Here is a 12,569-nt window from a genome sequence, read left to right as displayed (position 1 = left end):
TACAAAAAATGACCACCCTTGCTCTTATAGCGCATACGCCTCTGGCCTCGGCCCTGTCCGAATGTGCTCAGCATGTCTTGGGACAAATTGATAACTATGTTTTCTTCGACATCGAGCCTGATGTCGATCCGGAGTCCAAGGCTGACGAACTGATCGCGCAATTGAAGGCGATGCTCGGCCCGGACCAGCAAGTGCTGATCTTGTCGGATCTGGGCGGTGCGACGCCGGCCAATATCGGCGCCCGTGTGGTGCGCCAGTTGCAGGATGCCGGCGTCAAGGCCCATATTCTATCCGGCACCAACGCCTGTATGCTGCTCAATGCGGTTCGATATCGGGATCAGCCGATGGACCAGTTATGTCAATCCATTTTTGAGGGGGGCAAGAAAGGCATGAAATGTGTCGACCTGGCTCCTAACGATTAACCTTTCTGATAAAGACCGCGCTCATATGCCTTCAGTTGATATAGTAATAAGTAATAAATTAGGGCTGCATGCCCGCGCTGCCGCCAAGCTTACCCAACTGGCCAGCAAGTTCAAAAGCGAAATCTTTATCACCCGAGCCTCCCAGCGGGTTAATGCAAAAAGCATCATGGGTGTCATGATGCTGGCTGCGGGCAAGGGTATCACGGTCAATATTGAAGCCGAAGGCGATGACGCCGATCAGGCGCTCATCCAGATTCAGGCGCTGTTTGAAAATAAATTTGGCGAACCCGAATAACGACAGCCCATTGCCCATGATGGCAATGAGCGACAGTTGCACCTGAAAACAGGCACGTAAAAGTGCAAGGGACAAGACCATACACGATGACATACACCGAGCACACACCGACAAGACAAAGTACTGTTTTTACCCTGCAGGGAAAAGGTGTTGTGCGCGGTTTTGCCATTGGTCGCGCGGTCGTGATGGGCGCCGCCACACTTGAGGTGAGTCACTATCGCATTGCATCTGAAGATGTGCCGGCAGAATGCGCCAGGCTGGATCATGCGCTGAAAATTGTCTATGACATGCTGCAGCACACTATAGACACGTTGCCTGCCGATGCGCCAAAGGAGCTGGTTCCGCTGCTCACGGTTCACAGTTTGCTGGTGTCAGATCCGGAACTGGCCGCGCAAACCAAAGAGTTGATTGCATCCCGCCAATATAATGCCGAATGGGCCTTGAGTACTCAGGGGCAGATCGTGGCTGAGCAATTTGCGGTTATGGATGATGATTACATCCGTGAGCGCGTTGCCGATATTCATCAGGTGATTGAACGAGTCATTCGCATCCTGGCCGGTTCGGGTGAATTGATGCTGCCTGATATGTCCAGCGAGATAGACATCAATTCGCTTATTGTGGTGGCTCACGATATTTCGCCGGGAGACATGCTTAAGCTGCGCGGCGGACGCTTTGCTGCATTTGTTACTGATCTTGGCGGCCCGACATCGCACACGGCTATCGTAGCGCGCAGTATGAATGTGCCTGCGGTGGTGGGCCTGGGAAATGTCCGGAGCCTGGTGCACGATCGGGATATGTTGATTGTCGATGGCGAAAACGGACTGGTGTATGTCAATCCAACTCCGGAGATTCTGGCCTTCTATCAGCGCAAGCAGGAAGCCTTTATTCAGGAACGGGCGGAATTGATCCTGTCCAAAGATGAGCCCGCCATCACGCTGGACGGCAAACGCATTCGCCTGGAAGCGAATATCGAATTGCCTCATGAGGTGTCGCAGGCGCTGGACATGGGTGCCGATGGCATCGGGCTGTTTCGCAGCGAATTTCTGTTTATGGGCAGGCAAATTCTGCCGACCGAAGAAGAGCAGTTCGAGGCCTATGCGCACGTGTTGCGTGCCATGCCTGACAAGCCTGTGACGATCCGCACCCTGGATTTGGGATCGGACAAAACGCTGGATGGTGAAGCGACGGTCGCGGTCAATCCAGCACTGGGCCTGCGTGCAGTGCGCTATTGTCTGTCGCGTCCGGACCTTTTTGCGACCCAGCTGCGCGCACTGTTGCGCGCGTCAGTGCACGGTCGGCTCAGAATTCTGATTCCGATGCTCTCGCATATGCACGAGCTGCACGCCGTGCGCGATGCCATCGAATCGGCAAAAAAAGAGCTGGACGCTGCTGGCATACAATATAGCGACAATATCGAACTGGGTGCGATGGTTGAAATTCCGGCCATCGCCATTGCGATAGAGCCTTTTCTTAAATCGCTGGATTTTGTTTCCATCGGCACCAACGATCTGATTCAGTATACCCTGGCCATCGACCGGGTCGACAACGAGGTGTCTGACCTGTACGACCCTTTGCACCCGGCTGTGCTGCGGCTGATTTCGCAAACGATCCAGGCAGGCGAGCGCGTAGGCAAGAGTGTGGCCATATGTGGCGAAATGGCCGGGGATGCCCGCTATACCAAGCTGCTGCTGGGGCTGGGTCTAAATGAGTTTTCCATGCATCCGCAGCAGTTGCTGGACGTCAAAAAACTGGTTAGAACATCGCACACCAATGCCTTGCGCACCAAGATCGCAACCGCGCTCAATCGTGCCGAATCTATTGATTTGAACAGTCTGGGCATTTGATCCGTTCAGGGCAATTGATTGGCCCAGGATTCTGAGGCGTCCGGGCATCTGATTGCTTCTGGTTATCTGTTCGCGACGGCTGCAGATTGAATTGTGCGTTATCGGAGGTGGGCATGAGCCGAGTATTAGCCGAGTTAGCGGAAACGGCCCGCTGATAGCGTCCAGAGCGGCTTCATTCCGATCATCACATTCGGCCAGGGTATCCAAAATAGGATATTTAGGCAGGGCGCTTAGGCAGGGCATTCATGTAGCGATCGAGGCTCATCCAGGCAAAGAAAAGGACACCGTGGTGTCCTTTTCTTTTTTATATTGCGACTATCGATTTTTCACACACTGCCATTGCTGCGGCCAGGGTCAGAACTGCTTTGTTGAGGCCGCTTGCAAAGCCGACTGGCTTTGCAAGTTTGTCTGCTTGAGAGTGCTTGGCAGTGTGTGCAGTCCTGTTAAAGACTTAATTCAATTGTGATAGCCTTGCTCGCCATGAGAGCTGATATCCAGGCCCTGGCGTTCTTCATCTTTGTCCACACGCAATCCGCCAGTGACCAGGCCCGCTATCTTAAGGGCAATGAAGCTTACAACGGCACTCCAGATGATCGCAATCACAATGCCTTCAATCTGGTTGAACAGCTGCCCCGGAATCATGCTTGCAGAATCCAGGCCGGGGCCGCCCATTGCTTTGGCATTGAACAGGCCCGTCAGGATGCCACCGACGATACCGCCGATGCCATGCACGCCGAAAACGTCCAGGGAGTCATCGGCCTTGAGCAGGCGCTTGAGACCGTTTACCCCCCAGACGCAGAACAGACTGGTTATGGCACCGATAATCAGCGCGCCCATGGGGTCCACCAGACCGGCAGCCGGCGTTATACCGACCAGGCCGGCTACGGCACCAGAGGCGCCACCCAGCAGGGAAGGCTGACCCTTGAATTTCCACTCGGCCAGAACCCAAACCACGATAGCAGCGGCCGTGGCCAGAAGCGTGTTAAATACCGCCAGCGCTGCCTGATTGTTGGCGCCCAGGGACGAACCACCATTGAAGCCGAACCAGCCTACCCACAGCATGGCTGCACCGATCATGGTCATGGGCAGGTTATGTGGCTGCATGGCTTCTTTGCCATAACCGATACGAGGCCCAACAACATAGGCGGCCACCAGCGCGGCTACACCGGCGTTGATGTGCACCACAGTGCCACCGGCAAAATCCAGCGCATCGCCAAACAGCAGGCCTTTTTCGGCCCAGATCATATGAGCCACAGGGATGTAGGAAAACGTGAACCATATTGCCATGAAAATAAGCACGGCCGAGAACTTGATACGCTCGGCAAAGCCACCCACGATCAGAGCGCAGGTGATGCCGGCAAAGGTGGCCTGGAAGGCAACGAATGTCAGTTCGGGAATGGTGCCCGCCAGCGCATAGGAATCTGCGGGCAGGTCAATCACTCCGGAAAGGAAAGCCTTGGACAAATCACCAAAAATCGCATTCCCGCCGGAAAAGGTAAGGGAATAGCCGTAGGCAAACCACAGAATCGTGATCAGGGCGAAGGTAACCAGGACCTGGCTCATCAGCGAGAGAATGTTCTTGCTGCGAACCAGGCCACCGTAAAACATGGCAAGACCGGGAACAACCATAAACAGCACGAGAATGGTGGACACGCTTACCCAGACTAAATCGGCGCTTTGCATTTTTAAATTCCTTTCAATACAGGTGATAGGGAGCGACGGGCTTACAGCGCCGCATTGCCGGTTTCGCCAGTGCGAATTCGGATGACTTGTTCCAGGTCAGTCACGAAAATTTTTCCGTCACCGATTTTGCCGGTGGTGCCTGACTGGCAGATGGTCTCAATTGCCTGTTCCACCTGTTCATCGGCAACAGCCGTCTCCAGCTTGATTTTGGGCAGAAAGTCCACAACATACTCTGCGCCACGGTATAGCTCTGTATGACCTTTCTGCCGGCCAAAACCCTTGACTTCTGTAATCGTCAGCCCTTGAATTCCGATTTCGGCCAGGCCCGCACGGACCTCATCCAGTTTGAATGGCTTGATAATGGCAGTGATCAGTTTCACAATGTTCTCCCAGAAATAACATTTGTCTTTAAGGACCGATTGTCCATGGCCTCTTAAAAGCAATAGTCGTGCCAGCTTTTGCTACCGTGCAAACGCTTGTTGAAGCACGCAAATGATGCATAAACGCATGTGGTCATAAATACGCGCCCGATATTGGTGCGTTATGAGGGATCTTGTTTGCTGAGCTTGCAATATGTGCCCGGGTCGGTGCTGCCATTCGTTGTCTTAGTGCATAGTTTGTAACAGCCAGGAACGGTTACCGGATAATTCAGATGGTTTTCAGCTTATACGTGCCGCCAAATTACAGTAAAATCATGAAACAAATTCCATTTTCAATTGAAGAGGTGAAGCCTTGAAGAACGTATCCAAATTCAGTCTTGTAGCCATGTTGTCCGCCGCTGCCTTTATTGCTGGTTGTGATAACAGTTCTGATACTGCCCAGACCACGCAGACTCCTGCTGCAACCGATTCGGCAGTGGATCAGGCAAAGCAGGCGGCAGACAAGGCAGCCGAAGAAGCGAAAATTGCCGCTGATAAAGCATCTGAAGCCGCCTCTGAGTCAGCCAACAAAGCGGCTGATGCAACCCAGGATGCAGCAGATAAAGCGGGCGAAGCTGCCGGTAACGCGATGGATTCTGCCAAAGAAGCGGCCAGCAGTGCGCTTGAATCGGCTAAAGAGGCAGGTTCAAACGCGGCTGATGCAGCCAAGGAATATGCCGACACCGCCATGAAGTCAGCCACAGAAGCAGCAGAGTCAGCCAAGCAGGCGGCCTCTGATGCCATGGACGCGGTCAAAGAGAAAACATCCGGCGCTACCCAGCCGGCTGGCGAGACCTCTACAACCGCGCCAACTGAAACTGCACCAGCCCAGAGTGCACCGGCTGCGCCAGCCGAACCGAGCACAGAGTCAAAACCACAATAAGCCATTGCTTACATCAACCCGCCCCAAGGCGGGTTGATGCTTTAGGGCTGGGCCATGCGTAGATCTGCCTTGTGGATGGCGCTAAAAAACGGCAGGCTGGTGGCCTGAGCGTACTCGTCTACACCTCATCGCCTGGGCTGCGTTGGTCAGGCGTTGTGCCCATGTCAGGCCGCGTTGCGTGATGTCGTGCAGTGTTGTGCATTGAATGTAGAACGTCGCTTTCAGCTGGCGCAGTACAAAGTTTGCAATGGCAAATGTGTACAATATGAAGAACAGGACGCGGCACTGGTGCCCGTATACATACAGGAATCACAATCATGAAATCGAATCAGTTATTTGAAGATTTTCAGAAAAATATTCAGGAATTGATCAAGAACAGTCCGGCAGCGGATATAGAAAAGAATGTGAAGGCATTCATGGCCCAGGGATTTTCCCGGCTGGATCTGGTCACTCGGGAAGAGTTTGATGTGCAGGTTGCCTTGTCGGCAAAATTGCGCGAACGTCTGTTCGAGCTGGAGTCCCGGGTTCGTCTGCTGGAGGAAAAGGCAGGCATTACAACGCCGTCTTCAACAGGCACTCATACCGGCCCGGTTGTCGATTAAGATCGCAAGGTATACGGCTGCTCCCCGGGTCTGCCCATGGGGAGGGCTGCCAGTATCACGCCTGCTTGGGTGTTGACAGATCATTTGTCGGTCATATGTCGGGCAGTATCTGGGATTTTATGAGGTGTCATATAAGGCCTCATTTGTGACTCCATTTGTGACTCCATATGCGAGGCCGTATGTGTGAGGCCTATGTGCGAGGCCCTATGTACCGGGCTGCCAGTATCGCTCACGACGATCGGCTTCGTTTCGCTGCCTGCTCGAGTGTTCTGTGCATGGCAGCTATCTCCGGGCTGTCAGTTCCCACTATAGATCAATCTATCCTGTAATAACGGTGGTCGGGCCAGGTTTCTGCCAGAATGCCCTGATGCATTCAGGAGATTCGGATGAGCTTAGCGGTGTTGGCCAGCAGGGCGCTTTGCGGTATGCACGCGCCAGAAGTGTTTGTTGAAGTGCATCTCGCCCAGGGGTTGCCGTCTTTTACCATTGTCGGGTTGCCGGACGCCGGTGTTCGCGAGAGCAGGGAGCGGGTGCGCTCGGCCATTTTGAGTAGTGGATATAGCTTCCCGGCCGGACGATTAACGGCAAATCTTGCGCCGGCCGACATTCCGAAAGAATCCGGCAGATTCGATCTGCCGATTGCGCTGGGCGTGTTGCTGGCTTCAGGGCAACTGGTCTTGTCAGACAAAATGGCTCAGCAGGTACTGCCCGGTATCGTTTTTGCGGGCGAGCTTTCGCTTACCGGCGCACTGGTCCCCGTTGCTGCTCCGCTGGTTATTGCCCTTGCCGCAGCCAGGGCCGGTAGGGCGCAGCGGCCCGAGAAGGCGGGTAGCCGACCCATTCTTATTTTGCCTGACGAGAATGCCTGTTTGGCTGCCGCCGTACCCGGCCTCACTGTCATTGGCGCCCGTACGTTGCGGGAAGTGGCAAGCCATCTGGATGAAACAGCAGTATTAGCGCCCGTAACGGTGGATGGCCAGGCTTGCCTGAAGAGTCAGAAAGAGCAGGAGGGTGAAGGGGCGCCTGAACTTTGTTTATCCGATGTGCGTGGCCAGCAGGTAGCCTGTCGGGTCCTGGAGGTCGCTGCCAGCGGCTGCCATGGCTTGCTGATGTCCGGGCCGCCCGGCATAGGCAAAAGCATGCTGGCGCAACGACTGCCCGGAATATTGCCCCCTTTGGATGAAAATGCAGCCATAGAAGTCGCGGCGATTCATAGCCTGCACCAGCGTGCACCCCGTTTTTCAAGGAAAGTCCCGATGCGCGCGCCGCATCACTCCAGTTCTGCGGCAGCCTTAATCGGTGGCGGGGTCAATCCACGGCCTGGCCAAATCAGCCTGGCTCATCATGGCGTCCTGTTTCTGGATGAGTTGCCCGAATTTCAGCGACATGTGCTGGAAGCCTTGCGTGAACCCATGGAAACAGGAGAAATCCATATCGCCCGGGCCAATCGTTCAGTGAGCTATCCGTGCCGTTTTCAACTGGTAGCGGCCATGAATCCGTGTCCCTGCGGCTACCTGGGTAGCACGCACCGATCTTGTCGTTGTACGGCGGAGCAAATAGAGCGCTATCGCGCGCGCCTGTCGGGGCCATTTTTGGATCGCATGGATATGCTGTTACAGTTGACGCCACCGGCGCAGGGTTGGCAGCAGTTGCCGGCATCCGAGCCTTCCGGCGTGGTACGGCAACGAGTTGTGCGCTGCCGTGAGCGGCAATTGCAGCGCCAGGGGCGATTAAATGCGTTGCTGACGCCAGATCTGATGGATCAGGTCTGTCGTACGGATTGCGAGGCGACCCAATTGCTGGCCCGGGCCGGCAGACACTGGGGATGGTCAGCCAGAGCGATGCACCGGGTGTTGCGCGTAGCCCGCACGATCGCGGATATGGCAGAGGTAGGGCAGATTCGCGCAATCGATTTGACCGAAGCCATGTCGTTTCGTCAACAATTGACCCGATAAGCGCCCAGCAGGGACGCTTGTAAAAGGGCAGGTGAAGACCCGCTTTATTAACAATCCGTCGCCTGAGGGCCACATTTATTGCCGATTCAACGAATTCTCTCCGGTTTTGCTCACTTAATTGCTGGCAGTTGGAGAAAAATCATCGTATAATCAATGGTTTCCCGCAGGCCGTAGGCATCACGGAGCACTGTTTTCTGGGTAACCATGAAATATAACAGCTGATTCGGGGCGTTCGAGCGGATCGTGACGGGAAAAATGGATACGGGTTAGCAAAGTCTTAATAAACGGTTATTAAGCACCTTTTATCCACATTTGCAGGTATCAGTTATGCCCAAAATGAAAACCAAGAAAAGTGCTTCCAAGCGCTTTATCGTACGCGGTAGCGGTTCTATCAAGCGTGGTCAGGCTTTCAAACGCCACATTCTGACAAAGAAAACCACGAAAAACAAACGTCATCTGCGCGGCACGACAGCCGTTCACGAATCCAACGTGGCTTCAGTAAAAGCCATGATGCCTTTTGCTTGATAGGAGTTAGACTATGCCTCGCGTAAAACGCGGTGTTACCGCACGTGCTCGTCACAAAAAAGTTATTGCTGCAGCCAAAGGCTATCGTGGTCGCCGCGGCAATGTGTTCCGTATTGCCAAACAGGCAGTCATGCGTGCTGGTCAGTATGCATATCGTGACCGTCGCAATAAGAAACGTACATTCCGCGCTCTCTGGATTACCCGTATCAATGCGGCTGTCCGTGAGAACGGCATGACCTACAGTGTATTTATCGCCGGACTGAAAAAGGCCGCCATTGAACTGGACCGCAAGGTTCTGGCCGATATGGCTGTCCACGACAAGGCTGGTTTTGCCGCCGTTGTCAAACAGGCCAAATCTGCCCTGGGCGCCTGATCCACTGACGATTTAAATTTGTGCTGTATACAAACGGGGCTCGTTTCGGGTCCCGTTTGTTATTTCAAGAATGGTAATTTCATGACGCAATCGCTGGACGATCTGATTCTTCAGGCCAAAGACAAATTCGAGCATGCAACCGATTCGGCTTCGCTTGAAAACGAAAAGGCAAAATTTCTTGGGAAAAACGGGGTCATCACCGGCTTCATGAAAGGGCTGGCACAGCTGCCCCCTGATCAGAAGAAAGCCGAAGGCGCCCGCATCAACAGGGTCAAGCAGCAAATCGAATCGTTGCTCAACGCGCGTCGCGAGCAGTTCGCGCGTGATCAATTGAACCAGCGCCTTGCCGCGGAAACCATTGATGTCACCTTGCCGGGCAGGGGTCGCTCCATGGGCGGCGTCCATCCGGTGATCCAGTCATGGCAGCGTATCGAAGAAATTTTCCATAGCATCGGTTTCGATGTGGCTGATGGCCCCGAGATCGAGAATGACTGGACCAACTTTACCGCCTTGAATAACCCCGAGAATCATCCTGCGCGCTCCATGCAGGATACCTTCTACGTGGATATGAACGACGCCGGGGGCCTGCCTTTTCTGCTGCGCACCCACACCAGTCCCATGCAGGTGCGTTACGCCCGCATGCACAAGCCGCCAATCAAAGTAATTGCGCCTGGCCGTACTTATCGCGTGGACAGCGACGCAACGCATTCCCCCATGTTCCATCAGGTCGAGGGCCTGTGGATCGCGGAAGACATCTCTTTTGCTGATCTGAAAGGGGTGTATACGAATTTTCTGAAAGCTTTTTTTGAAACCGACGACTTGAGCGTGCGGTTTCGACCTTCTTTTTTCCCGTTCACCGAGCCATCTGCCGAAATCGACATGATGTTCACCTCTGGTCCCAATCAGGGACGCTGGCTGGAAATTTCCGGTTCAGGCCAGGTGCATCCGGAGGTTGTACGCAATTTCGGACTGGACCCTGAAAAATACATCGGGTTCGCGTTCGGATCAGGCATTGAGCGTCTGACTATGTTGCGCTACGGCGTGAATGATCTGAGGCAGTTCTACGAGGGAGACTTGCGTTTCCTGCGTCAGTTCAATCGCTGATTTTCACGCTTTAACTCCCTATTTGAACCTAGAAAAAGACATCATGTTATTTCCTGAATCCTGGTTAAGATCCTTCGTTAACCCATCGATTTCCACCGACGAGCTGGCGCATATGCTGACCATGGCCGGCCTGGAAATCGAAGGGACTGCGCCCGTCGCGCCGCCATTTTCGGGGATCGTAGTGGCCCACATCACGGCCGTGCGCGCCCATCCCAATGCTGACAAACTGCGCATCTGTACCGTGGATGACGGCTCGAGCGAACCGTTGCAGATTGTCTGTGGGGCGCCGAACGCCGCCGAGGGCCTGAAGGTGCCGCTGGCGCGAATTGGCGCGGTCCTTCCCGGAGACTTCAAAATCAGCAAGGCGCGCATGCGCGGCGAAGATTCGTTCGGTATGTTGTGTTCTGCGCGTGAACTGGGCCTGTCCCAGGATCATGGCGGGTTGCTGGAGCTGGATGCCGACGCAAAAGTCGGGCAGGATATCCGCAGCGCACTGGACCTGAACGATACCATTTTCGAAATAAAACTGACGCCCAATCGTGCCGATTGCCTGTCCATTTTGGGTGTGGCGCGTGAAGTGCGTGCGCTAACGGGTGCGCCGTTGACCGAGCCGGTCAGCAAGCCGGTGGCCGTCACGCATCAGGATACACTGCCGGTCACTGTCCAGGCGCCGGATCTATGCGGTCGCTTTGCGGGCCGGATCATTCACGGCGTCAATGCCCGGGCCGCCACGCCCGACTGGATGAAAAGCCGGCTGGAACGCGCTGGCCAGCGTTCAGTCTCGGCATTGGTGGATATTTCCAATTACGTCATGCTGGAGCTGGGCCGTCCCACCCACGTGTTTGACCTGGCCAAGATCAATGGCGGGCTTACCGTACGCTGGGCAAAAGAAGGGGAAAGCCTGACGCTGCTGAATGATCAGACGGTGCAACTGGCTTCCGATGTGGGCGTGATTACCGCCGGCGAGACGATCGAAAGCCTGGCCGGAATCATGGGCGGAGCCGCCACAGCTGTGTCCCTGGATACCACCGATATTTACCTGGAAGCCGCTTTCTGGTTTCCTGACGCCATCGCCGGGCGCGCGCGTCGCTACAAGTTCAGTTCCGAAGCGAGCCACCGCTTTGAGCGCGGAGTGGATTTCCAGAACATGGTTGAACACATTGAATATATTTCCAGCCTGATTCTCGAGATCTGTGGCGGTCAGGCCGGTCCGGTCAGCGATCAGAGCATTGCGCTGCCGGCACGGCCCGCCGTGGCTATGCGTCTTGCTCGTTGCCGCAAGGTGCTGGGTATTCCAGTTACCGAAGCACACGTGCGCGACGTCTTTACCAAGCTCAATTTTCAATTTACGGAACAGGACGGCGTATTTTCCGTTGTCCCGCCGTCATTTCGTTTTGACCTGGAAATAGAGGAAGACCTGATCGAAGAGGTCGCCCGTATTTACGGATTCGAGAATATTCCCAGCAATCCGCCAAAGACGTCGGCCACGATGCTGCCTACGAATGAAACACGTCGCTCCCAGCACCAGTTGCGCCATCTCATGGCTGCGCTGGACTACCAGGAGGTGGTCAATTTCAGTTTCGTGCAGAAAGACTGGGAAAGCAATTACATGGGCAATACCGACCCGATCGTATTGCTCAACCCCATTGCCAGCCAGCTCGAAGTGATGCGCTCAGGCCTGATCGGCGGGCTGGTCGCCAATATTCAATATAATCAGAAGCGGCAGCAGAGCCGGGTTCGGGTTTTTGAGCTGGGACGCATCTTTATCCGCGACAGCGCTGTGACTGATGGTGATCTGAGCGTGGCCGGTGTGCGCCAGCCGCTACATCTGGCCGGCGCGGCGTGGGGTCCGGCGGAACCGGAGCAGTGGGGTTTGCCCGTGCGCCAAACAGATTTTTTTGATGTCAAAAACGATATTGAGCGCCTATGCAGCCAGCAGGCACGCCATCTGCGTTTCGAGCCGGTAAGCCATCCGGCCCTGCATCCCGGACGCAGTGCGAATGTCCTGCTTAACGGACAGGTGATCGGTTTTGTTGGTGAACTGCATCCGCAATGGGTGCAGGACAATGAACTGGTTCATCCGCCCGTGGTGTTTGAACTGGATGTTATTGCGTTGCAGCATATGCAGTTTGCTCACTATACGGAAGTGGCGCGGCAGCCTGCAGTATTTCGCGATCTGGCCATATGGGCGCCTTTAACGCTGAAACTGCAGGACTTGCTTGACACATTGGAGAATAATCAGCAAGATGGGCAATTCCTTGATATTATTAAGGATATTGCACTATTTGATGTCTGGAAGGATCCAAGTTCGGAGCAGCAGGAGCGCAGTCTGGCCTTGCGGTTTACGTTGCAGGATCCGGCGGCAACCTTGGAAGATACACGTGTAGACCAGTGCATGAACGCAGTGCTTGAACTGCTGGTTCAAAAGCATGGCGTTCGTAAAAGATAGAACAGGAAGGGAAAG

12 protein-coding genes are annotated in these 12,569 nt (G+C 54.7%); 10 read left to right on the top strand and 2 right to left on the bottom strand.

What is annotated here, in order from left to right; translation table 11 throughout:
• The first annotated feature begins 8 nt into the window (after positions 1-8).
• From EV681_RS10935 to ptsP, 3 genes are all read left to right on the top strand, one after another.
• Entirely contained in the window at positions 9-422 is a 414-nt protein-coding gene (locus EV681_RS10935) for a PTS sugar transporter subunit IIA (protein WP_128394068.1), read from the top strand.
• Between the two features lie 25 nt (positions 423-447).
• Positions 448-717 carry an HPr family phosphocarrier protein gene (locus EV681_RS10930; RefSeq protein ID WP_130303927.1) on the top strand — a complete coding sequence of 90 codons (270 nt, stop codon included), beginning with the start codon at positions 448-450 and terminating at the stop codon, positions 715-717.
• Positions 718-803: 86 nt separating this feature from the next.
• Positions 804-2,561: a phosphoenolpyruvate--protein phosphotransferase gene (gene ptsP, locus EV681_RS10925; RefSeq protein WP_128394069.1), complete on the top strand. Its 1,758-nt coding sequence runs from the start codon at positions 804-806 to the stop codon at positions 2,559-2,561.
• Between the two features lie 456 nt (positions 2,562-3,017).
• Here ptsP and EV681_RS10920 read toward each other — a convergent pair whose 3' ends face one another.
• Together EV681_RS10920 and glnK are read right to left on the bottom strand one after the other, a co-directional pair.
• Positions 3,018-4,244 (bottom strand): ammonium transporter, encoded by a 1,227-nt coding sequence (locus tag EV681_RS10920; protein WP_130303926.1) that lies wholly within the window; start codon positions 4,242-4,244, stop codon positions 3,018-3,020.
• Between the two features lie 41 nt (positions 4,245-4,285).
• Positions 4,286-4,624, bottom strand: coding sequence for a P-II family nitrogen regulator (gene glnK, locus EV681_RS10915; protein WP_128394071.1), 339 nt, complete (start codon positions 4,622-4,624; stop codon positions 4,286-4,288).
• 352 nt (positions 4,625-4,976) lie between these two features.
• Here glnK and EV681_RS10910 point away from each other — a divergent pair, with 352 nt between their 5' ends.
• The 7 genes from EV681_RS10910 to pheT all read left to right on the top strand — a co-directional run bounded on the left by EV681_RS10910 (position 4,977) and on the right by pheT (position 12,554).
• A complete protein-coding gene (locus EV681_RS10910; RefSeq protein WP_128394072.1) occupies positions 4,977-5,546 on the top strand; it encodes a hypothetical protein in 570 nt (189 codons plus the stop codon).
• 317 nt (positions 5,547-5,863) lie between these two features.
• Positions 5,864-6,148 carry an accessory factor UbiK family protein gene (locus EV681_RS10905; protein ID WP_128394073.1) on the top strand — a complete coding sequence of 95 codons (285 nt, stop codon included), beginning with the start codon at positions 5,864-5,866 and terminating at the stop codon, positions 6,146-6,148.
• Between the two features lie 386 nt (positions 6,149-6,534).
• Positions 6,535-8,103, top strand: coding sequence for a YifB family Mg chelatase-like AAA ATPase (locus EV681_RS10900; protein ID WP_130303925.1), 1,569 nt, complete (start codon positions 6,535-6,537; stop codon positions 8,101-8,103).
• A gap of 327 nt (positions 8,104-8,430) precedes the next feature.
• Complete coding sequence (gene rpmI / locus EV681_RS10895) at positions 8,431-8,628, top strand: 50S ribosomal protein L35 (protein ID WP_014750767.1); 198 nt, start codon at positions 8,431-8,433, stop codon at positions 8,626-8,628.
• Between the two features lie 13 nt (positions 8,629-8,641).
• On the top strand, positions 8,642-9,001 hold the full coding sequence (gene rplT, locus EV681_RS10890) for a 50S ribosomal protein L20 (protein ID WP_025372900.1): 360 nt from the start codon (positions 8,642-8,644) through the stop codon (positions 8,999-9,001).
• A gap of 81 nt (positions 9,002-9,082) precedes the next feature.
• A complete protein-coding gene (gene pheS, locus EV681_RS10885; protein ID WP_014750765.1) occupies positions 9,083-10,105 on the top strand; it encodes a phenylalanine--tRNA ligase subunit alpha in 1,023 nt (340 codons plus the stop codon).
• 43 nt (positions 10,106-10,148) lie between these two features.
• On the top strand, positions 10,149-12,554 hold the full coding sequence (gene pheT, locus EV681_RS10880; protein ID WP_130303924.1) for a phenylalanine--tRNA ligase subunit beta: 2,406 nt from the start codon (positions 10,149-10,151) through the stop codon (positions 12,552-12,554).
• Positions 12,555-12,569: the final 15 nt, after the last annotated feature.

The sequence above is a fragment of the Advenella incenata genome, from assembly GCF_004217095.1.
Lineage (GTDB): Bacteria > Pseudomonadota > Gammaproteobacteria > Burkholderiales > Burkholderiaceae_B > Advenella > Advenella incenata.
This window is presented reverse-complemented; position numbering and strand designations above follow the sequence as displayed.

What these genes read in the sequence shown, in the direction of transcription:
- EV681_RS10935 (WP_128394068.1), top strand. Translation starts at nt 9, where the DNA reads ATGACCACCCTTGCTCTTATAGCGCATACGCCTCTGGCCTCGGCCCTG.
- EV681_RS10930 (WP_130303927.1), top strand. Translation starts at nt 448, where the DNA reads ATGCCTTCAGTTGATATAGTAATAAGTAATAAATTAGGGCTGCATGCC.
- ptsP (WP_128394069.1), top strand. Translation starts at nt 804, where the DNA reads ATGACATACACCGAGCACACACCGACAAGACAAAGTACTGTTTTTACC.
- EV681_RS10920 (WP_130303926.1), bottom strand. Translation starts at nt 4,244, where the DNA reads ATGCAAAGCGCCGATTTAGTCTGGGTAAGCGTGTCCACCATTCTCGTG.
- EV681_RS10905 (WP_128394073.1), top strand. Translation starts at nt 5,864, where the DNA reads ATGAAATCGAATCAGTTATTTGAAGATTTTCAGAAAAATATTCAGGAA.
- EV681_RS10900 (WP_130303925.1), top strand. Translation starts at nt 6,535, where the DNA reads ATGAGCTTAGCGGTGTTGGCCAGCAGGGCGCTTTGCGGTATGCACGCG.
- rpmI (WP_014750767.1), top strand. Translation starts at nt 8,431, where the DNA reads ATGCCCAAAATGAAAACCAAGAAAAGTGCTTCCAAGCGCTTTATCGTA.
- rplT (WP_025372900.1), top strand. Translation starts at nt 8,642, where the DNA reads ATGCCTCGCGTAAAACGCGGTGTTACCGCACGTGCTCGTCACAAAAAA.
- pheS (WP_014750765.1), top strand. Translation starts at nt 9,083, where the DNA reads ATGACGCAATCGCTGGACGATCTGATTCTTCAGGCCAAAGACAAATTC.
- pheT (WP_130303924.1), top strand. Translation starts at nt 10,149, where the DNA reads ATGTTATTTCCTGAATCCTGGTTAAGATCCTTCGTTAACCCATCGATT.